Genomic DNA, 21,863 nt, shown 5'->3' with positions numbered 1-21,863 from the left:
AGGAGAGCCATGGCCAAGCTGACGCAGATCGCACCCGACCTCTACGCGGCGGCGCAGGTGGACCGCGCGGCGATCGCGGAGATCGCGGCCTCGGGTGCGCGCACCCTGATCAACAACCGGCCGGACGGCGAGGAGCCGGGCCAGCTGCCGGCCGAGCAGGCGCGGGCGGAGGCCGAGCGGCTGGGCCTGACCTATATCCACATCCCGGTCACCTCCTCCTCGATCGCGCCGGGCGATGTCGAGGCGATGCAGCAGGCCCTGGCCGCGGCGCCGAAGCCGGTGGTGATGCATTGCCGCAGCGGCACCCGCTCGACCCTGCTCTGGGCCGCGGGCGAGGTGCTGGCCGGCCGTCGCGACGCCGGCGCGCTCGTCGCCGCGGCGGCGGAGAAAGGCTTCCAGATCGCCTCCCTGCCGGACCTGGTGGCACGGCTGCGCCAGGGGTGACGCGATGGCTGGCCGGCAGCCGGTCCGCGACCGCCCGGTCTCCTGGATCGACCTGATCGAGATCGGGCTCGACCCGGAGGACGGGCGGCCGTTGTTCCAGCAGCTCCACCTGGCGCTGCGCGACCTGATCGCCCGCCGGGTGGTGCCGGCCGGCACAAGGCTGCCGGCAACGCGAAGCCTGGCCGACCGGCTCGGCGTGTCGCGCACCACTGTGGTCGCCGCCTATGACCAGCTGCAGGCCGAGGGCGTGGTCGCGGGCCGGGTCGGCGCCGGCACCTATGTCGCCGCCGGGATCGAGGCGGAGGACCAGCCCGCCGCTCCGGTGAAGAGCCTCGACAAGGCCGCCGCGGCCCCGGCCTGGCGCGGCGAGACGGTGCCCTTCGCCGCCGGCTTCTGCGGCATGCACCCGGCCACCGAGCGCGCCTGGGGCCGGCTGGTGCAGCGCCATCTGCGCGGCATCGGCGTGCGCCAGCGCGGCTATGGCGACCCGATGGGCCACCGGCCGCTGCGCGAGGCGCTGGCCGAGTATCTGCGGGTGTCGCGCTCCGTCGCCTGCGACGCCGACCGCATCGCCATCGTCTCCGGCAGCCAGCAGGGGCTGGACCTGGTGCTGCGCGGCATAGCCCAGGCCGGCGACCCGGCCTGGATCGAGGACCCGTGCTACCCGGCGGCTCTGGCCTGCCTGCGCCAGCACCGGCTGCGGATCGTTCCGGTGCCGGTGGACGGGCAGGGGCTGGACGTCGCCGCCGGCCTGGCGCTGGAGCCGGAGGCGCGGCTGCTCTACTGCACCCCGACGCACCATTACCCCCTCGGCGTGGCGATGAGCCTGCCGCGGCGGCTGGCGCTGCTCGACTGGGCGCGCGACGGGCGCTGGGTGATCGAGGACGACTACGACAGCGAGTTCCGCTTCTCCGGCCGGCCGCTCTCGGCCCTGCAGGGCTTGGACCGGCACGGCCGCGTCATCTACATCGGCACCCTCAGCAAGGTGCTGTTCCCGGGCCTGCGCGTCGGCTACGTGGTGCTGCCGCCCGATCTGGTCGGCCGCTTCGCCGCGATCCGCAACGCCGCCGACCGCTTCCCGTCGACCATCCTCGACGACGTGCTGGTCGACTTCATCAACGAGGGCCATTTCACCCGGCACATCCGCCGCATGCGCCAGGAATACGCCGAACGGCGCGAGCGGCTGGCGGCGGCGCTGGCGGCGGAGGCCGGCGACGACCTGACCGTCGCCCCGGTCGACCGCGGCATGTATCTGGTCGCCGATCTGCGGCCGGGGCTGGACGACGTCGCGGTGGCGGAGGCGGCACGCCGGCGCGGCATCGTGGTGAGGCCGCTGTCGCCGATGCACATCGCGGCCCCGCCGCGCCGGGCCCTGATCCTGGGCTTCACCGGCTTCCCGCCCCAGGCCCTGGATGACGCCGCCCGAACGTTCGGGGCCGTGCTGCGCGGATTCCGCTGAGGATTGGTCGGGCCGGCCGCGCAGAATTGGACCTTTCCACATGCCGCGGAACGCGGCATCGGGAAGGCCAATGCCGTTCCGAGGATCGCCATGACCGAGATCGTCCCCTCCGCCCGCGCCCGGCTGAAGCGCCTGGCCAAGCGCGGCGCCTATGACCGCGCCACGGTCCACGCCGTGCTCGACGCCAGCGTGGTGTGCCACATCGCCTATGTCCTCGACGGCCAGCCCTATTGCACGCCCACGGCCTATTGGCGCGAGGGCGACCGGCTGTACTGGCACGGTTCTTCGGTCAGCCGCATGCTGCAGGGGCAGGGCACCGGCCTGCCGGTCTGCCTGACCGCCACCCATATCGACGGGCTGGTCCTCGCCCGCTCCGGCTTCAACTGCTCGATGAACTACCGCTCGGTGATGGTGTTCGGCACCGCGTCGAAGGTCGAGGACGAGGCGCATAAGCGCGAGGCGCTCGACGCCTATGTCGAGCGGCTGTTCCCCGGCCGTGTGGCGGAGATGCGGCGCCCGACCGACAAGGAGGTGCGGGCCACCACGCTGATCGCGATGGAGATCGAGGAGGCCAGCGTGAAGATCCGCAGCGGCCCGCCGCATGACGACGAGGACGACCTCGCCGCCGGCATCTGGGCCGGGGTGATCCCGATCGCGGAGACCATCGGCGCGCTGCAGCCCTGCTCGCTGCTGCCGCCCGGCATCGCCCCCGGCGCCGGCACCGAACCCTATGCCAGGGACGCCCGCTTCGACGAGATCCTGCGGGCCAATGTCGGGGCCAGCCTCGCCCCCGTCGAAGCCGGCGAGTAAGTGGGGACGACATGACCACCGAACTGACCAACCCCCTGGGCCAGCCGATAGGCGCCCCCGTTCCCGGCTGGGAGAGGCGGCCGCTGCCGCCGCGCACGCCGATGGAAGGCCGCACCTGCCGGCTCGAACCGCTCGACCCCGCCCGCCACGCCGAGGATCTCTACGAGGCGATGGGAAGGGACGCGGAGGGCCGCAACTGGACCTATCTCGGCGTCGGGCCGTTCTCCGATCTCGAGAGCTTCCGCGCCTGGCTCGACAGGATGGCGGCCGGCAGCGACCCGCTGTTCCACACGGTGATCGACCGCACCACCGGCCGGGCGGTCGGCGTCGCCTCCTATCCCCGCATCGACCCGGCGAACGGGGTGATCGAGGTCGGGCACATCCTTTTCTCGCCGCTCTTGCAGCGCACGCCGATGGCGACCGAGGCGATGTTCCTGATGATGCGGCGGGGGGTCGACGAGCTCGGCTACCGCCGCTACGAATGGAAATGCGACAGCCTGAACGCGCCGTCGCGCGCCGCGGCCGCCCGGCTCGGCTTCCGCTACGAAGGGCTGTTCCGCCAGGCCGTGGTGTACAAGGGCCGCAACCGCGACACCGCCTGGTTCTCGATCATCGACAGCGAATGGCCGCGGCTGCGCGCCGCCTTCGAGCGCTGGCTCGACCCGGCGAATTTCGACGCCGAGGGACGGCAGAAGGAGCGTCTGTCCGACCTGACGCGCGGTTTGTCCTTGCCGCCCGGATCGGACTGACGTTTGCTGGCGTGGCGGACGATCGGGCCGGGACGGCTTCGATCCTGAATAGTCCCGTTCCTCCGGAGGAAGCCCGCCATGTCCGATACGATTTTTTCATCCTTTCCGACGATCCGATTCGAGGGGCCTGGGTCGGACAACCCGCTGGCCTATCGCCACTACGACCCGGACCGGGTCGTGCTCGGCAAGCCGCTGAAGGACCATCTGCGGCTCGCCGTGTGCTACTGGCACAGCCTGGTGATGAACGGTTCCGATCCCTTCGGGGCGCCGACCATCGACCGGCCGTGGATGCACGGCGAGCCGATGGCGGCAGCGCGGGCCAAGGCCGACGCCGCCTTCGACCTGTTCCGCGTGCTGGGCGTGCCCTTCTATACCTTCCATGACCGCGACGTCGCCCCGGAAGGCGCCGGCCTGTCCGAGACCCTCGCGAACACCCGGGAGATGGGCGAGTATCTGGGGCGGAAGCAGGCGGAGACCGGGACCCGGCTGCTCTGGGGCACCGCCAACCTCTTCAGCCATCCCCGGTTCATGGCCGGCGCCGCCAGCAACCCCGATCCCGAGGTGTTCGCGTGGTCGGCCGCCACGGTGAAGACCGCGCTCGACGTCACCCACGCCCTCGGCGGCGCCAACTACGTGCTGTGGGGCGGGCGCGAGGGCTATGAGACGCTGCTGAACACCGACCTGAAGCGCGAGATCGACCAGATGGGCCGGTTCCTGTCGCTGGTCGTCGACTACAAGCACAAGATCGGCTTTCAGGGGCCGATCCTGATCGAGCCGAAGCCGCGCGAGCCGACCAAGCACCAGTATGATTTCGACGCGGCGACGGTCTACGGGTTCCTCAAGCATTTCGGCCTGGAGCGGGACGTCAAGCTGAACCTAGAGGAGAACCACGCGATCCTGGCCGGCCACACCTTCGAGCACGAGATCGCGGTGGCCAACGCGTTCGGCATCTTCGGCTCGCTCGACATCAACCGCGGCGACCCGCTCCTCGGCTGGGACACCGACCAGTTCCCGAACGACGCGCCGCAGCTGGCTCTGGCGTTCTATCAGGTGCTGAAGGGCGGCGGGCTGACCACCGGCGGGCTCAATTTCGATGCCAAGATCCGGCGCCAGTCGATCGAACCCGACGACCTGGTCCATGCCCATATCGGCGGCATCGATACCTGTGCCCGGTCGTTCCTGACGGCGGCGGCGATGATCGAGGACGGCCGGCTGGCCGCCCACGTCGCCGACCGCTACGCCGGCTGGGATCGGCCCGACCATGCCGCGGCCGGGCACAGCCTGGAGGAGATCGCCGCCGCCGCCGAGGCCCGCGCCATCGCGCCGAAGCCCCGCTCGGGCCGGCAGGAGATGCTGGAGAACCTCGTCAACCGCTTTTGAGGCCGACGCCGCCTTGCGGTCCGGCCGGCCAGTTCCTATACACTGCGCAGCAGCAGATGGCCGGATGGCCGCTCTGCCGGGCTTCGGTCCGGCGGGGAGGAAAGTCCGGGCTCCACGGAAACACGGTGCCGGGTAACGCCCGGCGGGGGCGACCCCAGGGACAGTGCCACAGAAAGCAAACCGCCCGGCTCCGGCCGGGTAAGGGTGAAAGGGTGCGGTAAGAGCGCACCGCGCGGCCGGCAACGGTCGCGGCACGGTAAACCCCACCGGGAGCAAGACCGAATAGGGGCGGGCCGGCCCGTGGGAAACCATGGGCCGACGGGCGTTTCCGCCCGCCGCCCGGGTTGGTCGCGCGAGGCGACGGGCGACCGTCGTCCCAGAGGAATGGCCATCCCCCGGCCCGCCGTCCGCAAGGATACGGGGCCGGGGACAGAACCCGGCTTACAGGCCATCTGCCGCCTTCTCCGATATCGCCGTCGAGCGGCCGGACAGCGTCCGGGCCGCATTTTTCTTGTCTCCAGATGAGAACAAAAGAAAAACGCTCCGAAGATCGGAGTCGAAAGAAGCGCGCCGACTTCGGTTTTGTTCCGGCGGCGGACGAAGACTCCCCTCAAAGCGGCAGAAAAGCCACGGATCACAGAAAATCCATTGATTTCCCATGATTTGACCAGTCCGTCCCATTGTGTTCCATCGTTGCCCATGATATCCCATGAACTCCCATCGGATGGGATCGATCGTCCACTTCCGGGGTGTGGGCGACGGGGGTGTTGAGGCGGCGGACGCGCCGCCAGGGGGATGGATGGCTCGGTTCACGGGCACCTACGTCAACAAGGTCGACAGGAAGGGGCGGGTCAGCGTGCCCGCTCCCTTCCGCGCGACCTTGGAGGCGCTGGGCGCCCCGGTCGTGAACGTGAAGCCTTCCCCGGACCGCCAGGCCCTGGACGGGGTCACCGAGGCCTACATGGACGAGGTTCAGCGCCGGCTCGACGCGATGGACCTGTACTCGCCGGAGCGCGAGGCCCTGGAAATCCGCGAATTCTCCGAGACGCAGCAGCTGCAGATGGATCCGGAGGGGCGGATCATCCTGCCGCGGCACATGCTGGATCTGGCGGGCATCACCGAGAGCGTCGCCTTCATGGGCATGGGCAGCCGCTTCCAGATCTGGGAGCCGAACGCCTTGAAGGCGCATCAGCAGGCCCGCCTGGCCGCCTCGCGCGACCTGACCCTGGCCCGCGCCGGCACCAATGGCCCCGGGACTCACGGAGGTGCGGCATGAGCGGCACCCATATCCCGGTCCTGCTGAACGAGGTCGTGGCGGCGGTGGCGCCGCGCGACGGCGACCTGATCGTCGATGGCACCTTCGGCCGCGGCGGCTATGCCCGCGGCCTGCTGGCGGCGGCCGATTGCCGGGTGGTCGGCATCGACCGCGACCCCGAGGCGGTGGCGGAGGGGCGCCGCCTGGAGGCCGAGCAGCCGGGCCGGTTCCGCATCGTCGAGGGCCGCTTCGGCGCCATGGACTCGCTGGTCGGCGAGCAGGCGGACGGGGTGGTGCTGGATCTCGGCGTGTCCTCGCCGCAGCTCGACGACCCGGCGCGCGGCTTCTCCTTCCGCGCCGACGGCCCGCTCGACATGCGCATGGGACGGGATGGGCAGAGCGCCGCCGACGTGGTCAACGCCATGCCCGAGGCCGAGCTGGCCGACGTGATCTACGAATACGGCGAGGAGCGCCTGTCGCGCCGCGTCGCCCGCGCCATCGTCGCCGCGCGCAAGGAGGCGCGGATCGAGCGCACGCTGCAGCTGGCCGAGATCGTGCGCCGGGTGGTGCCGCGGTCGAAGGACGGCATCGATCCGGCGACGCGCACCTTCCAGGCGCTGCGCCTGTGGGTGAATGAGGAACTGACCGAACTCGACCACGGCTTGAGCGGGGCCGAACGCCTGCTGAGGCCCGGGGGACGGCTCGCCGTGGTCACTTTCCACAGCCTGGAGGACCGTCGCGTCAAGCGCTTCCTGGCGGAGCGCAGCGGCGCCGGCGGCGGCGTGTCCCGTCATGTCGCGGCGCCCGGCGGCGAAGCCCGGGCGCCGAGCTTCCGCCTGGCGGCCAAGCGGTCGGTCACGCCGGGCGAGGCCGAGACCCGCAGCAACCCGCGCGCCCGGTCGGCGCGGCTGCGGGCGGCGATCCGCAGCGAGGCTCCGGCTTGGCCGCCGGTTGGCCATGGGGGCGGGGATAGGGGGAGGGTGGCAGCATGATCCGCGTCGGCACGATGATCTGGCTCGGCCTCATCGGGGCGTCGAGCGCGTTCCTGTTCAAGACCAGCTACGAGGTGCAGGCGCTGGAAGGCGAGCTGCGCGGCCTCAACCGGTCGATCCTGCGGGAACAGGATTCGATCCGGGTGATGCATGCCGAATGGGCGTTCCTGAACCAGCCGTCGCGCTTGCAGGCGCTGACGGACCAGTTTACGAAGCTGCGCCCGATCGCGCCCACGCAGATGATCGCCAGCGCGGCGGACGTCCCGATGCCGCTGCCGTCGCTCGACGGCGAGCCCACGACGCCGCCGGCGTCGCTGGTCGCCCAGGTCGATGCGCTGCCCAGCTTCGGGCCCGTGCCCCTGCCCGGCCACCGGCCCGGCGAGGGCGGTGTCCTCCTTGCCGCGGCCGCGCCGATGCCCGTCCAGACCCCAGCCGTTTCGCCCCAGCCGGCCGTTGCCCCGGCCCAGCCGGCCGCGCCCGCCGCCCCGGTGCAGATGGCGGCGGTCGAGGTCCGGCCGGCGCCGGTGGCGGCCCCGGCCGTGGCCCCCTCGGCGCAGCCGCCGGTCTCGGCCCCTCCCGTCACCCGGGTCGCGACGGCCGATGTCCCGATCCGGCCGGTGGTGGCGCCGCGCCGGCCCACGGCACCGCTGGAGGCCGTGGCCCAGGCCCTGACCCCGACCCGGGCCGCCGCATCGGATGATCCGATCGGCGCCCTGCTCTCCGGCCTCGAGGCGCCACGGGGAATTCGATGACGGCCGACGCGCTGGATGGCTTCCCGACGAATGCACCGCGGCAGACGGAGCCGGCCCTTCGGCCGGCTCAACGGCTTTCCGCGGCCATCGAGACTGGCCGCCAGCGCGTCGTCATCAGCGCCCTCGTGTTCAGCCTGGCCTTCGCCGGCATCGGCCTGCGGCTGGTCGACCTGATGGCCTTCGGCAGCGATGCCGACAGCAGCCTCGCCAACCGCGCCGTCTCCGCCGTCGCCCCGGTCGCCGACCGGGCGGAGCTGCGCGCCCGCAACGGGCTGATCCTGGCCACCACGCTGCCCTCGGTGTCGCTCTATGCCGACCCGAAGCTGGTGCTGGACCCGATCGAGGCCGCGCTGCGCCTGAGCAAGGTGCTGCCCGCCCTGGACCAGACCAAGCTGCTGGCCGACCTGTCGGCCGACCGCCGCTTCGTCTGGTTGAAGCGGGGCCTGACCCCGACCCAGCAATACGAGGTCAACCGGCTGGGCATCCCCGGCCTCGCCTTCCAGAACGAAGAGCGCCGCTATTACCCGGCCGGCAATCTGACCTCGCATGTCGTCGGCTTCACCAACATCGACGCGCAGGGCATCGCCGGGCTGGAGAAGAGCCTGGACGACCGGCTGCAGAACGGCGAGTCGGTGGCGCTGTCGATCGACCTGCGGCTGCAGGAGATGGTGCGGAACGAGCTGCAGGCGGCGATCACCAAGTTCAAGGCGACGGCCGGCAACGTCCTGATCATGGACGTCAAGACCGGCGAGATCCTGTCCATGGTCTCGCTGCCGGACTTCAACCCCTACGACCCGACCGCCGCCTCCCAGGACGCCCTGTTCAACCGGAACACGCTCGGCGTGTACGAGATGGGCTCCACCTTCAAGATCTTTAACACCGCCCTGGCGTTGGAGAGTGGCACCTCGACCCTCCAGACCACCTATGACCAGAGCCCGATCCGGGTCGGCCGCTTCACCATCCGCAACTTCCGGGCCGAGCCGCAGTCCGGCCGGTGGAGCGTCTACGAGATCTTCCGCCAGTCGATGAACACCGGCTCGGTGCACATGTTCGAGGCGGCGGGGCTGGAACGGCAGAAGGAGTTCCTGGCCCGGCTCGGGCTGACGAAGCCGTCGCCGCTCGAGCTGCCGGAGGTCGGGTCGCCGATGGTGCCGCAGCCCTGGAGCCAGGTCAGCGGCATGACCATCTCCTACGGCCACGGCATGGCGGTCACCCCGGTCCAGCTCGTCACTGCGGTCGCCGCCGTGGTCAATGGCGGCATTCTCCATCCGCCGACGCTGTTCAAGCGCGACCCGTCCCAGCCGGTTCCGGGAAAGCGGGTGCTGTCGCCCGAGCTGTCGCGGACGATGCGGGCGCTGATGCGGGTCGTGACCGTCAGCGGCACCGCCACCAAGGCGGAAGTTCCCGGCTATTTCGTCGGCGCCAAGACCGGCTCGGCCAACAAGGCGGTGCGGGGCGGCTACAACCGCAAGGCCGGGGTGACCGACTTCGTCGGCATCTTCCCGGCCTATGATCCGAAATACGTCGTCATGACCATGCTGGAGGATGCCCAGGCGATCCCGGGCACTTACGGCTACAATACCGCCGGCTGGAACGCGGCGCCGCTGGGCGGCCAGATCATCGCCCGCATGGGGCCGATGATGGGGGTCGAGCCGAAGGACCCGAACGACCCGGCGATCCTGCAGCAGCTGGCGCTGCCCGTGGGGTCCGTTGCCGGCGGTGCCCAGCAGGCGGCGGTCGAGGAGGGATGAGCCATGCCCGGCGTTCCTGACTCCTCGCTCCTTCCTGCCGGCCTCAAGGGGCTGACCGCGGATTCCCGCGCCGTCCGGCCCGGCTTCCTGTTCGCGGCCCTGCCGGGCGCGCGCGCCGACGGCCGCGTCTTCATCGCCGATGCGCTGACCGCCGGCGCCGCGGCGATCCTGGCGCCGGAGGGTACGGTGCTGCCGCCGGGCGCACAGGCGACGCTGATCACCGATCCGAACCCGCGCCGCCGCCTGGCGCTGAGGGCCGCGGCGTTCTCGGGGCAGCAGCCGGCCACCATCGCCGCCGTCACCGGCCCCAGCGGCAAGACCTCGACCGTCAACTTCGCCCGCCAGCTCTGGACCCTCCTGGGCCACCAGGCGGCCAGCCTGGGCACGCTCGGGGTGATGGCGCCGGGCCGCGAACGCTACGGCTCGCTGACCACGCCGGACCCGGTGGCGCTGCATGCCGAGCTGGCCGACCTGGCCGCGGCCGGGGTGACCAGGCTGGCGATGGAGGCGTCGTCGCACGGCCTCGATCAGTTCCGGCTGGACGGGGTGCGGGTGACGCTGGCGGCGTTCACCAACTTCACCCAGGACCATCTCGACTACCACGCCACCATGGAGACCTATCTGGCGGCCAAGGCGCGGCTGTTCGACGAGGTGCTCCAGCCCGGCGGCACCGCCGTGATCAATGCCGACGTGCCGGAGGCGGCGGGGCTGGTCGCCCGCGCCCGTGCCGCCGGCCGAACCGTGCTGACCCTGGGCCGCGCCGGCCGGGAGTTCCGGCTGGACCGGGCCGAGCCGCTGCCGCACGGCATTGACCTGCGCTTCACCGCCGGCGGCAAGGCGTATCGGGCGGAGCTGCCGCTGGTCGGCGGCTTCCAGGCCTACAATGTCCTGACCGCGCTGGCGCTGGTGACGGCCGACGGCGCCGACCTGGATACTGCCGCCGGCCTCCTGGAGCAGCTGAAGGGCATCCCGGGCCGGGTCGAGCTGGTGGCCAGCCACCCGAACGGCGCCCCGGTCTATGTCGACTACTCGCACAAGCCGGGCGCGCTGGAGACTGTGCTGAACGCCCTGCGTCCTCACACCCGCGGCGCGCTGGTCGTGGTGTTCGGCTGCGGCGGCGACCGCGATCGCGCCAAGCGCCCGCTGATGGGCGAGATCGCGGCGCGCCTGGCCGACCGCGTGATCGTCACCGACGACAACCCGCGCAGCGAGGACCCGGCCGAGATCCGCCGCCAGGTGCTGGCCGGCTGCCCCGGCGCCGCCGAGATCGGCGACCGGGCCGAGGCCATCCGCGCCGCGGTCGGCGGGCTCGGCCCCGAGGATGTCCTGGTCGTGGCCGGAAAGGGCCATGAGACCGGCCAGATTATCGGCGATGACGTACGCCCGTTCGACGATGCGGAGCAGGCGCGCGCAGCCGTGACCGATGTGAAGAGCGACCCGCGATGGAGACGAACGCCATGACCACCCCTGCGCTCTGGCCGGCCGCGGAGGCGGCCGCCGCAACCAACGGGATGCAGGTCGGCGAGTGGGCGGCGACCGGCGTCTCGATCGACAGCCGCTCGGTCGTGGCGGGTGACCTGTTCGTGGCGCTGCGCGGGCCGAACTTCGACGGCCACGACTACGTCAAGGACGCCCTGGCCAAGGGCGCCGCGGCGGTGATGGTCGACCGGGTGCCGCAGGGCGTGCCGCATGATGCGCCGCTCTTGGTGGTCGAGGACACCATGGACGGGCTGACCGACCTGGCGCGCTTCGCCCGCATGCGCAGCGAGGCTCGGGTCGTCGGCGTCACCGGCTCGGTCGGCAAGACCAGCACCAAGGAGGCGCTGAAGCTGGCCCTGTCGGCCACCGCTCCGGCCTATGCCTCCCAGGGCAATCTGAACAACCAGTGGGGCGCGCCGCTCAGCCTGTCGCGGATGCCGGAGCAGGTCGCCTATGGCGTGTTCGAGCTCGGCATGAACCATGCCGGCGAGATCGCGCCGCTGTCCCGGCTGGTCGAGCCGGACGTCGCCATCATCACCAATGTCGAGGCGGTGCACGCCGCGCATTTCCATTCGGTCGAGGGCATCGCCGACGCCAAGGCCGAGATCTTCCGCGGCATGGGGCCGGAGAGCACGGCGATCCTGAACCGCGACAACCCGTTCTTCCCGCGCCTGGTCGCCCATGCCCGGACCCAGGGCGTCGGCCGGATCTGGAGCTTCGGCGAGCATGCCGAGGCCGACGCCCGGCTGGTCGACTGCTCGCTGCACACCGCGGCCAGCGCGGTCGACGCCGTGATCCTGGGCGAACCGGTGCGCTACACCCTGTCCGCCCCGGGCAGGCACTGGGTGCTGAACAGCCTGTCGGTGCTGCTGGCGGCCAAGGCGATGGGCGCCAACATCGGCGGCGCCGCCCGCGCCATGGGCCGGATCACGCCGCTGCGCGGCCGCGGCGCGCGGATCACGATCGAGCTGCAGCGCGGCGGCCAGGCCGGCAAGCTGCTGCTGATCGACGAGAGCTACAACGCCAGCCCGGTCTCGGTCGCCGCCAGCCTCCAGGTGCTGGGCGGGGTCGACAGCGGCCCCGACGGGCGCCGCATCGCCGTGCTCGGCGACATGCTCGAGCTCGGCCCCGACTCGCCGGCCCTGCACGCGGCGCTGAAGCAGCATGTGCTGGCCAGCGACATCGACCTGGTCTTCACCTGCGGCCCGGACATGAAGCAGCTGCACGACGCGCTGCCGGAAGGCCGGCGCGGCGCCCATGCGGCCGACAGCGCCGCCCTGGCGCCGGTCCTGGCCGAGGCGGTGCGCCCGGGCGACTGCGTCATGGTCAAGGGCTCGCTCGGCAGCCGCATGGCCGTGATCGTCGAGGCGCTGGAAAATCTGCACGTGGCGCGCGAGAACCGGGCCTCCCACACCCAGCCCTCGGCGAAACGCGTCGCCAACGGCCTCTGAAAAGGACAGGTCCCCGGTGCTTCCGGCCCTCTTTGCCCCGCTCGCCGACCAGGCGCTGATCTTCAACCTGTTCCGGTACCTGACCTTCCGGACCGGGGCCGCGGTGATGACGGCGCTCGTCATCGCCTTCGTCATCGGGCCGGCGATGATCCGGTGGCTGAAGTCGCGGCAGGGTGCGGGGCAGCCGATCCGCGAGGACGGGCCGGAGGGCCATTTCAAGAAGCGCGGCACGCCGACCATGGGCGGGCTGATGATCCTGATCGCGATCGTGGTTTCGACCCTGCTCTGGGCCGATCTGCGCAACGCCTTCGTCTGGATCGTCCTGCTGGTGACGATCGGCTTCGGCCTGGTCGGCTTCGGCGACGACTACCTGAAGCTGACCAAGCGCAACCCCAAGGGCCTTTCCGGCAAGCTGAAGCTGGTGGTGCAGGGGGTGATCGCGCTGGTCGCCGTCTACTGGTACCTGCAGGTGACGCCGGAGGTGCGGGAAACCGCGGTCGCCATCCCGTTCCTCAAGGATGTCATGGTCGAGCTCGGCATCCTGTTCTTCCCCTTCGCCATGCTGGTCATGGTCGGCGCCTCGAACGCGGTCAACCTGACCGACGGGCTGGACGGCCTCGCCACCATGCCGGTGATCATCGCCGCCACCTGCTTCGGCCTGATCGCCTATCTCGCCGGCAATGTCGTGTTCGCCGGATATCTACAGATCCACCACGCCCCGGGCGCCGGCGAGCTGGCGGTGTTCTGCGGCGCCCTGATCGGCGGCGCGCTGGGGTTCCTCTGGTTCAACGCGCCCCCGGCGATGGTGTTCATGGGCGACACCGGATCGCTGTCGATGGGCGGCGCGCTCGGCGCCATCGCCATGATCACCAAGCACGAGATCGTGCTGGCCATCATCGGCGGCCTGTTCGTGCTCGAGGCGGTGTCGGTGATGGTGCAGGTCGCCAGCTTCAAGCTGACCGGCAAGCGGGTGTTCCGCATGGCGCCGCTGCACCATCATTACGAGAAGAAGGGCTGGGCCGAGCCGACCATCGTGATCCGGTTCTGGATCATCGCCGTGATCCTGGCCCTGATCGGCCTCTCCAGCCTGAAGCTGAGGTGATCGGATGATCGACCTCTCGCATCTCAAGGGCCGCAGCGTCGCCGTCCTCGGCCTCGGCAAGTCGGGCACCGCCGCGATCCGGGCGCTGAAGGCCGCAGGGGTCGAGGTCGCGGCCTGGGATGACAAGGTCGCCGGCCGCTCCTTCGCCGAGCGCGAGGGCGTGCCGGTGCGCGACTTTGCGGCCGAGGGGATGGCCGGCATCGATCTGGTGATGCTCAGCCCTGGCATCCCGCGCACCCATCCCCAGCCGCATCCGGCGGTGGCCCGGGCGCTGGAGGCCGGCAGCCGCCTGGTCGGCGACATCGACCTGCTGGCCGAGGCGCTGCCGGATGCCGGCTTCCTCGGCGTCACCGGCACCAACGGCAAGTCGACCACCACGGCGCTGCTGCAGCACGTGTTCCAGGCGGCCGGCTTCGATTCCGAGGCCGGCGGCAATCTCGGCCCCGCCGCGCTCGGTCTCCGCCCGGTCGGGCCGGGCGGCTGGTACGTGCTCGAGGTCTCGTCCTACCAGCTCGAGACCATCACCGAGGTGCCCTGGTCGATCGGCGTCTTCATCAATATCACCCCCGACCATCTCGACCGCTATCCGGACATGGCCGGCTACGTCGCCGCCAAGCAGCGGCTGCTCGACGGCATCCGCCCGGGCGGCACCGCGGTGATCGGGGTCGACGACGACTTTTCCCGCGCGGTGTTCGAGAAGACCAAAGCGCGGCCGGAGATCCGGGCGATCCCGATCTCGGCCGAGCGTGCGCTCGAGGGAGGGGTCTTCGTCCGCGATTTCGTGCTGCACGATGCAACCGAGGGCGAAGCCCGCGCGGTGCTCGACCTGCGCCGGGCGCCGGCCCTGCCGGGCGCCCATAACGGCCAGAACGCCGCCTGCGTCTGGGCCGCCGCGCGGGCGGCCGGCGTGCCGGAAGAGGTGCTGGCCGCGGCGATCCGCACCTTCCCCGGCCTGGCCCATCGCCAGCAGCTGGTCGGCACCGTTGCCGGCATCCGCTTTGTCAACGACAGCAAGGGCACCAACCCGGACGCGGCGGCCAAGGCGCTCGGCTCCTACGACACGATCTACTGGATCGCCGGCGGCCGGCCCAAGGAGGGCGGGCTGGAAGCGGTCGACCCCTACCTGCCGCGGGTGCGCCAGGCCTTCCTGATCGGCGAGGGCGCGCCCAAATTCGCCGCGCATCTCGAGGGCCGGGTGCCGTATCAGCGCTCGACCGACCTCGACGCCGCGATCGAGGCCGCCTACCGGGCCGCCAAGGCGGACGGCGCTGCCGATGCCGTGGTGCTGCTGTCGCCGGCCTGCGCCTCCTTCGACCAGTTCGCCAATTTCGAGGCGCGCGGCGAGGCCTTCGCCGCCTCGGTCAAGGGGCTGCAGGTCCGGGTGGAGAGGGGGGAGCTCTAGATGGTGACCCTGGATCGCGCCGACAGCTCGGTCATCGGCCGCTGGTGGTGGACGGTCGACCGCTGGATGCTGCTGCTGCTCGGCATCATCATGGGCATCGGCGCGATCCTGATCCTGGCCGCCAGCCCGGCCGTCGCCCAGCGCATCAATCTCGGCGAGTTCTACTTCATCGAACGCCATCTGATGATGCTGCTGCCGGCCATCGTGCTGACCTTCCTGGTCTCGCTGATGAGCCCGCCGGCGATCCGGCGCACCGCGGCGATCGTGCTGCTCCTGTCGATGCTCGGGGTCTTCGCCACGCTGTTCGTCGGCGTCGAGATCAAGGGCGCGACCCGCTGGATCCAGCTGCCCGGCATGTCGCTGCAACCCTCGGAATTCGTCAAGCCGGCCTTCGCCGTGGCCGCCGCCTGGCTGTTCGCGCAGCAGAAGACCCGGCCAGGCTTTCCCGGCTACATCGCCTCGACCGTGCTCTACGCGCTGATCGTGGTTCTGCTGCTGTCGCAGCCGGATCTCGGCATGACCGTGGTGGTCACTGCGGTCTGGTTCATCCAGTTCTTCATCGCCGGGCTGCCGATGTTCCTGGTGGTCGGGCTGATCGGCATGGGCGCCGGCGGCCTGGTCGGCTCCTACTTCCTGTTCGAGCATGTGCGCAGCCGCATCGACCGCTTCCTCGACCCCTCGACCGGCGACAACTACCAGGTCGACCGCGCGATCGAGGCCTTCACCAATGGCGGGGTGTTCGGCACCGGGCCGGGCGAGGGCTCGGTCAAGCTGTACCTGCCGGACGCCCATGCCGACTTCATCTTCGCCGTCGGCGGCGAGGAGTTCGGCCTGTTCTTCTGCCTGCTGCTGGTGGCGCTGTTCGCCTTCATCGTGGTCCGCGGCCTGTCGCGGGTGATGAACGAGACCAACCTGTTCATCATGCTGGCGGTGGTCGGCCTCGTCACCCAGTTCGGGCTGCAGGCGGCGATCAACATGGCCTCGACCCTGCACCTGATCCCGACCAAGGGCATGACGCTGCCCTTCGTCAGCTACGGCGGCTCCTCCCTGATCGCGCTGGGCTACGGCATGGGCATGGTGCTGGCGCTGACCCGCAGGCATGCCGGGAGCGGGATCCGGTGAGTGATGCCCGCCCCATCCTGCTGGCCGCGGGCGGCACCGGCGGCCATGTCTTCCCGGCCGAGGCGCTGGCCCGCACGCTGATCGCCCGCGGCCATGCCGTGCGCCTGGCCACCGACCCGCGCGGCCGCGCCTTCGGCGACCGGCTGCCCGAGGTGCCGGTCGATCCCGTCCGCTCCGCCACCGTGGCGCCGGGGCTGCTGGGCAAGCTGAAGGCCGCGACCCTGCTCGGTCTCGGCTATCTCGACGCCAGCGGCGTGCTGCGCCGGCACCGGCCGGCCGCCGTGGTCGGCTTCGGCGGCTATCCCTCCGCCCCGACCGTGCTGGCCGCGTCCCGCGCCGGCATCCCGGTGCTGCTGCACGAGCAGAACGCCCTCCTGGGCCGGGTCAACCGCTGGCTGGCCGGCCGCGCCGCCGCCATCGCCACCGGCTTCCCGCTGCAGTCGGCAGGCCAGGAAAGCCGGCGAGTCGAGGTCACCGGAAACCCGGTCCGCCCGGCGATCGCGGCCAAGGCCGACGCGCCCTATCCGGCGCCGACGGAGGACGGCCGGCTGACCCTGCTGGTGCTCGGCGGCAGCCAGGGCGCGCGGGTGTTCAGCGAGCTGATCCCGGCCGCGGTGGCGCTGCTGCCGGACGGGCTGCGGAACCGCCTGTCGATCGTGCAGCAGTGCCGGCCCGAGGACATCGAGGCCTGCCGCGGCCGCTACGCCGCGATCGGCGCCGACGCCACGCTGTCGACCTTCTTCGACGACGTGCCGGAGCGGCTGGCCGCCGCCCAGCTGGTGATCTGCCGGTCCGGCGCCTCGACCGCGGCGGAGCTTGCGACCATCGGCCGCCCCGCCATCCTGGTGCCATATCCCTTCGCCATGGACGACCACCAGACCGCCAATGCCAGGGCCATCGCGGCCTCCGGCGGTGGGTGGCTGATGCCGCAGTCGGACCTCACGCCGGAAGTGCTGGCATCGCGTCTCGAACACCTGTACACCCGCCCCTCCGTCCTGGTGGAGGCCGCCGGCGCCGCGCGCGCCGCAGCCCATCCGGATGCCGCCGACCGACTCGCCGACCTCGTCCTTGCCCTCGCCGGGCAGGCGGCGGGCCTTCGCGCGTCGGCCGCAACCGGAGCGTAAGTTAAGGAGTACCGCCGATGAGGCAGATGCCGCTCGACATTGGGATGATCCACTTCGTGGGGATCGGCGGCATCGGCATGAGCGGGATCGCCGAGATCCTGCACAATCTCGGCTATTCCGTGCAGGGCACCGACGTGGCCGAGAGCGCCAATGTCCAGCGCCTGCGCAAGGCCGGCATCGACGTCAAGATCGGCCATGCCGCGGCCCATCTGGGCGACGCCGCGGTGGTCGTGATCTCCTCAGCGGTGAAGAGCGACAACCCCGAGGTCAAGGCCGCCCGCGCCGCCCTGATCCCGGTGGTGCGCCGGGCCGAGATGCTGGCCGAGCTGATGCGGCTGAAATGGTCGATCGCGATCGGCGGCACCCACGGCAAGACCACCACCACCAGCCTGGTGGCGGCGATGATCGACGGCGCCGGCATGGACCCGACCATCATCAACGGCGGCATCATCAACGCCTACGGCACCAACGCCCGGCTCGGCCAGGGCGACTGGATGGTGGTCGAGGCGGACGAGAGTGACGGCACCTTCACCCGGCTGCCGGCGACCATTGTCGTGGTCACCAACATCGATCCCGAGCATCTCGACTTCTACGGCGATTTCGACTCGGTGAAGGCGGCGTTCGAGCAGTTCGTCACCAACACGCCGTTCTACGGATTCGCGGTTCTCTGCATCGACCATCCGGAGGTGCAGGCGCTGATCTCGCGGGTCACCGACCGGCGCATCGTCACCTACGGATTCAGCCCGCAAGCCGACGTCCGCGCGGTCGATTTCTCGATCGAATCGCGCGGCTCGCGGTTCACCGCCGTGCTCCAGGACAGGCAGTCCGGAAAAAGCCGAATGATCCGCGATATTGTGTTGCCAATGCTCGGGCAACACAATATCCAGAATGCATTGGCCGCTATCGCCGTGGCCCATGAGATGGGAATGGACGACGGGCAGATCATCGAAACGCTTGCGCGCTTCAGCGGTGTGAAGCGCCGGTTCACCAAGACCGGCGAGTCGGGCGGCGTGACGGTGATCGACGATTACGGCCACCACCCGGTGGAGATTGCGGCGGTGCTCAAGGCGGCCCGGGCCGCGGCCCAGAAGCACAAGGTGATCGCCGTGGTGCAGCCGCACCGCTACAGCCGCCTGGCCAGCCTGTTCCAGGAATTCTGCACCTGCTTCAACGACGCCGACATCGTCGTGGTCGCGGATGTCTATGCCGCCGGCGAGGCGCCGATCGAGGGCGCCACCCGATCGGCCCTGGTCGAAGGGCTGCGCGACAGCGGCCACCGCCGGGTGATCCCGCTGCCGGGGCCGGAGGCGCTGCCGCAGCTCGCCTACGACCTGGCCCAGCCGGGCGACTTCGTGGTCTGCCTCGGCGCCGGCAACATCACCGCCTGGGCCAACGCCCTGCCCGCCGAGCTCGACGCGCTGCGCGCGAAGGCGGGCCGATGACGAAATCGGTTGCGGTCCTCTACGGCGGCTGGTCGGCGGAGCGCGAGGTCAGCCTCGTCTCCGGCAAGGCCGTGGCCGTGGCGCTGCGCGGGCGCGGCCACCGGGTCGAGCTGATCGATGTCGGCCGCGACCTCGACGCGCTGCTGCGCGCCCTGCGGCCGGCACCGGACGTGGTGTTCAACGCCCTGCACGGCAAGGGCGGGGAGGACGGCACGATCCAGGGCGTGCTCGACATGCTGGGCCTGCCCTACACCCATTCCGGCGTGCGGCCCTCGGCGATCGCTATGTCCAAGCCGGCGACCAAGCAGGTGGTCGGCGCGGTCGGCATCCGCACCGCCCGCGGCGTGGTGGCGCCGCCGGAGCAGGTGGCCGAGCGCCACCTGATGGAGCCGCCCTATGTGGTCAAGCCGGCGGCCGAGGGCTCCAGCGTCGGCGTCCGCATCGTCCGCGCCAACGACAACGTGCCGCCGATCGACCTGGCCGCCTGGGGCTACGGCGACGCGCTGGTCGAGGAATACGTACCCGGCCGCGAGCTGACCGTCGGCGTGATGGGCGACCGCGCCCTGACCGTGACCGAGATCGCGCACACCCACGCCTTCTTCGACTACGACGCGAAGTACACCGAGGGCCACGCCGTCCACACCCTGCCGGCGCAGGTGCCGGACGACGTCTCCGCGGAGGCCATGCGCCTGGCGCTGCTGGCGCACCGCACGCTCGGCTGCCGCGGCATCAGCCGCACCGATTTCCGCTGGGACGACACCCGGCCGGGGACCGAGGGACTGTATTTCCTCGAGATCAACACCCAGCCGGGCTTCACCCCGATCTCGCTGGTGCCGGAGCAGGCCAGGCATGTCGGCGTCGACTTCGCCGATCTCTGCGAATGGCTCTTGGAGGACGCCGCATGCGCCCGCTGAGCGCCGAGCCCGACTCCGCGCGACGGCGCGGCGGCGGCGGCACCTCGGTGCGCCGCAAGCCGATGGCCCGGCGCCAGGCGGCGGCGCTGCGCCTGGGCGGCATGGCGCTGGGCGGCATCGCCGTGTTCGGCCTCCTGGCCGCGCTGTGGACCAGCGGCACGCTGACCGCCGCCGGGCGCGGCATCCACGGCGCCGTGATGGGGCTGACCGTGGCGGCCGGCTTCTCGGTGCAGGAGGTGCTGGTCGAGGGCCGGCGCTCGGTCGATGGCGGCGTGATCATGGCGGCGCTCGGCGTCGGCCGCGGCGACCCGATCTTCGACCTCGACCCCGACGCCGCCCAGGCCAAGCTGCTGGACATCCCCTGGATCCGTTCGGCCAGCGTCGAGCGGCGGCTGCCGGACACGGTGTTCGTGCGGATCGAGGAGCGGATGCCGCTGGCGCTGTGGCAGAACAACCAGAGCTTCAGCCTGATCGACCGCGAGGGCCATGTCCTGCCGGTGCCGTCGGTGGCGGACTACCCGGACCTGCCGATGGTGGTCGGCGGCGATGCGGCCGCGACCGCGGCGGCGCTGATCGACGCCCTGTCGAAGACGCCGGACATCGCCCGCCGGATCCGCTCAGCCATGCGGGTCGGCGGCCGGCGCTGGGACCTGGTGCTGGACAACCACGTCACCGTGAAGCTGCCGGACGGCGACATCGCCCCGGCGCTGGCCCGGCTGGACGAGGCGCAGCGCAAGGATTCGGTGCTGGACCGCGACATCGTGGCGGTCGATCTGCGCCTGGGCGACCGGATGGTGCTCCAGCTCACCCCCGCGGCGGCGGCGCAGCGGGCGCCGACCAAGGACAAGACGTGATGGGCGGCGCGGATGGCTCTCATGGGATTTAACGCGATGCGCCGCCCCCGCACCCGCGCGAGGGGCTCGATCGTCGCCGCGGTCGATCTCGGCACGACCAAGGTCGTGTGCTTCATCGCGCGCGTGGCCGACGAGGGCAAGGCGCAGGTGATCGGCATCGGCCACCAGGCCAGCCGCGGCGTCCGCGCCGGCGCGATCGTCGAGCTCGACGCGGCGGAGAAGACCATCGCGCTCGCGGTCCAGGCGGCGGAGCAGATGGCCGGCGAGACCGTCAACGAGGTGATCGTCAACCTCTCCGGCGGCCATCCGGCGTCGCAGAGCCTGTCGCTGCAGGTGCCGGTCGGCGGCCGCGAGGTCACCGACAACGACCTGCGTCGCGCCGCCCGCGCCTTCAACGGCAGCGTCGCCACCGACGCCGAGGTGATCCACGCCGTGCCGATCAGCTACGGCCTCGACGAGGTTCGCGGCGTGCGCGATCCGCGCGGCATGGTCGGCGAGTCCCTCAGCATCGATCTGCACCTGATCACCGCCAACACCGGCGCGGTGCGCAACCTGACCAGCTGCGTCAACCGGGCCCATCTCGAGGTCGAGAGCGTCATCCTCTCGCCCTACGCCTCGGGCCTGGCCTGCCTGGTGCCGGACGAGCGCGAGCTGGGCTGCACCGTGATCGACATGGGCGGCGGCACCACCTCGCTCGCCGTGTTCATCGAAGGCCGGCTGGTCTTCGCCGACTGCCTGCCGGTCGGCGGCGCGCATGTCACCAACGACATCGCCCGCGGCCTGACCACGCCGGTGGTGCACGCCGAGCGGATGAAGACCCTCTACGGCTCGGCCCTGCCGTCCGTCGCCGACGACCGCGAGGTGATCGACGTGCCGCAGGTCGGCGAGGAGGAGGACAGCCAGCCGACCCATGTGCCGAAGAGCCTGCTGACCGGGATCATCCAGCCGCGGATGGAGGAGATCTTCGAGATGGTGCGCTCGCGGCTCGAGGCCAGCGGCTTCGACAAGGCCTTCGGCCGCCGCGTGGTGCTGACCGGCGGCGGTTCGCAGCTGCAGGGCGCGCGCGAACTGGCCCAGCTGGTGCTGGACAAGCAGGTCCGCATGGGCCGCCCGCTGGGCCTCGACGGCCTGGCCGAGGCGACCGCGGGGCCGAGCTTTTCGACGGCGACGGGCCTCCTGGCCTACGCCATTTCGGGGCCTGCCGACCTGGTCGGCTCGGGCCCGGGGCTGGAGGAGAGCGGCGCCTCGGGCGGCGGCTTCTTCAGCCGGATCGGGGGGTGGTTCCGTGACAACCTCTGAGCAGAGACCAGTCAACCCGGCACGCCTGGCCATCCGGGGCGATGCCGGGAGCACGGACCGGACGGGTGGGAAGCGGACAGGG

Annotated in this window: 19 protein-coding genes and 1 other RNA gene; all 20 read left to right on the top strand. The window is 71.3% G+C overall.

All coding sequences use genetic code 11. The annotated features are described in order from the left end of the window. Positions 1 to 9: 9 nt before the first annotated feature. The 20 genes from LG391_RS06795 to ftsA all read left to right on the top strand — a co-directional run bounded on the left by LG391_RS06795 (position 10) and on the right by ftsA (position 21,781). On the top strand, positions 10 to 444 hold the full coding sequence (locus tag LG391_RS06795; protein WP_225767214.1) for a TIGR01244 family sulfur transferase: 435 nt from the start codon (positions 10 to 12) through the stop codon (positions 442 to 444). Between the two features lie 4 nt (positions 445 to 448). After that, a complete protein-coding gene (locus LG391_RS06790) occupies positions 449 to 1,903 on the top strand; it encodes a PLP-dependent aminotransferase family protein (protein ID WP_225767213.1) in 1,455 nt (484 codons plus the stop codon). A 90-nt stretch (positions 1,904 to 1,993) separates the two neighbouring features. Then, the gene (locus LG391_RS06785; protein WP_225767212.1) at positions 1,994 to 2,713 is read left to right on the top strand and encodes a pyridoxamine 5'-phosphate oxidase family protein; all 720 of its coding nucleotides are present in this window, start codon (positions 1,994 to 1,996) and stop codon (positions 2,711 to 2,713) included. 11 nt (positions 2,714 to 2,724) lie between these two features. Continuing rightward, the gene (locus tag LG391_RS06780; protein ID WP_225767211.1) at positions 2,725 to 3,462 is read left to right on the top strand and encodes a GNAT family N-acetyltransferase; all 738 of its coding nucleotides are present in this window, start codon (positions 2,725 to 2,727) and stop codon (positions 3,460 to 3,462) included. A 78-nt stretch (positions 3,463 to 3,540) separates the two neighbouring features. Continuing rightward, positions 3,541 to 4,842, top strand: coding sequence for a xylose isomerase (gene xylA, locus LG391_RS06775; protein WP_225767210.1), 1,302 nt, complete (start codon positions 3,541 to 3,543; stop codon positions 4,840 to 4,842). Positions 4,843 to 4,894: 52 nt separating this feature from the next. Further along, positions 4,895 to 5,302, top strand: an RNA gene (gene rnpB / locus LG391_RS06770) — RNase P RNA component class A. Positions 5,303 to 5,641: 339 nt separating this feature from the next. Further along, on the top strand, positions 5,642 to 6,118 hold the full coding sequence (locus tag LG391_RS06765) for a division/cell wall cluster transcriptional repressor MraZ (RefSeq protein ID WP_225767209.1): 477 nt from the start codon (positions 5,642 to 5,644) through the stop codon (positions 6,116 to 6,118). Next, positions 6,115 to 7,089, top strand: a complete 975-nt coding sequence (gene rsmH / locus LG391_RS06760) for a 16S rRNA (cytosine(1402)-N(4))-methyltransferase RsmH (protein ID WP_225767208.1) — start codon at positions 6,115 to 6,117, stop codon at positions 7,087 to 7,089. The genes LG391_RS06765 and rsmH overlap by 4 nt, the downstream gene beginning before the upstream one ends. Beyond that, positions 7,086 to 7,841: a hypothetical protein gene (locus LG391_RS06755; RefSeq protein WP_225767207.1), complete on the top strand. Its 756-nt coding sequence runs from the start codon at positions 7,086 to 7,088 to the stop codon at positions 7,839 to 7,841. Before rsmH ends, LG391_RS06755 begins: the two co-directional genes overlap by 4 nt. Beyond that, complete coding sequence (locus LG391_RS06750; RefSeq protein WP_225767206.1) at positions 7,838 to 9,592, top strand: penicillin-binding protein 2; 1,755 nt, start codon at positions 7,838 to 7,840, stop codon at positions 9,590 to 9,592. Before LG391_RS06755 ends, LG391_RS06750 begins: the two co-directional genes overlap by 4 nt. 3 nt (positions 9,593 to 9,595) lie before the next feature. Then, entirely contained in the window at positions 9,596 to 11,053 is a 1,458-nt protein-coding gene (locus tag LG391_RS06745; RefSeq protein WP_225767205.1) for a UDP-N-acetylmuramoyl-L-alanyl-D-glutamate--2,6-diaminopimelate ligase, read from the top strand. Beyond that, complete coding sequence (locus LG391_RS06740; protein WP_225767204.1) at positions 11,050 to 12,522, top strand: UDP-N-acetylmuramoylalanyl-D-glutamyl-2,6-diaminopimelate--D-alanyl-D-alanine ligase; 1,473 nt, start codon at positions 11,050 to 11,052, stop codon at positions 12,520 to 12,522. Before LG391_RS06745 ends, LG391_RS06740 begins: the two co-directional genes overlap by 4 nt. A 16-nt stretch (positions 12,523 to 12,538) precedes the next feature. Further along, positions 12,539 to 13,624 carry a phospho-N-acetylmuramoyl-pentapeptide-transferase gene (gene mraY, locus LG391_RS06735; RefSeq protein ID WP_225767203.1) on the top strand — a complete coding sequence of 362 codons (1,086 nt, stop codon included), beginning with the start codon at positions 12,539 to 12,541 and terminating at the stop codon, positions 13,622 to 13,624. A gap of 4 nt (positions 13,625 to 13,628) precedes the next feature. Beyond that, entirely contained in the window at positions 13,629 to 15,026 is a 1,398-nt protein-coding gene (gene murD / locus LG391_RS06730) for a UDP-N-acetylmuramoyl-L-alanine--D-glutamate ligase (RefSeq protein WP_225767202.1), read from the top strand. Then, complete coding sequence (locus tag LG391_RS06725) at positions 15,027 to 16,148, top strand: FtsW/RodA/SpoVE family cell cycle protein (RefSeq protein WP_225767201.1); 1,122 nt, start codon at positions 15,027 to 15,029, stop codon at positions 16,146 to 16,148. Beyond that, on the top strand, positions 16,145 to 17,272 hold the full coding sequence (murG, locus tag LG391_RS06720) for an undecaprenyldiphospho-muramoylpentapeptide beta-N-acetylglucosaminyltransferase (RefSeq protein ID WP_225767200.1): 1,128 nt from the start codon (positions 16,145 to 16,147) through the stop codon (positions 17,270 to 17,272). The genes LG391_RS06725 and murG overlap by 4 nt, the downstream gene beginning before the upstream one ends. Positions 17,273 to 17,289: 17 nt before the next feature. Further along, positions 17,290 to 18,714, top strand: coding sequence for a UDP-N-acetylmuramate--L-alanine ligase (gene murC / locus LG391_RS06715; protein ID WP_225767199.1), 1,425 nt, complete (start codon positions 17,290 to 17,292; stop codon positions 18,712 to 18,714). Continuing rightward, the gene (locus LG391_RS06710; protein ID WP_225767198.1) at positions 18,711 to 19,628 is read left to right on the top strand and encodes a D-alanine--D-alanine ligase; all 918 of its coding nucleotides are present in this window, start codon (positions 18,711 to 18,713) and stop codon (positions 19,626 to 19,628) included. Before murC ends, LG391_RS06710 begins: the two co-directional genes overlap by 4 nt. Continuing rightward, complete coding sequence (locus tag LG391_RS06705; RefSeq protein WP_225767197.1) at positions 19,616 to 20,482, top strand: cell division protein FtsQ/DivIB; 867 nt, start codon at positions 19,616 to 19,618, stop codon at positions 20,480 to 20,482. The genes LG391_RS06710 and LG391_RS06705 overlap by 13 nt, the downstream gene beginning before the upstream one ends. Before the next feature lie 36 nt (positions 20,483 to 20,518). Further along, positions 20,519 to 21,781 carry a cell division protein FtsA gene (gene ftsA / locus LG391_RS06700; RefSeq protein WP_225767196.1) on the top strand — a complete coding sequence of 421 codons (1,263 nt, stop codon included), beginning with the start codon at positions 20,519 to 20,521 and terminating at the stop codon, positions 21,779 to 21,781. The last annotated feature ends 82 nt before the right edge of the window (positions 21,782 to 21,863 follow it).

This window comes from Inquilinus sp. Marseille-Q2685 (genome assembly GCF_916619195.1).
Taxonomy (GTDB): Bacteria; Pseudomonadota; Alphaproteobacteria; order DSM-16000; family Inquilinaceae; genus Inquilinus.
This window is presented reverse-complemented; position numbering and strand designations above follow the sequence as displayed.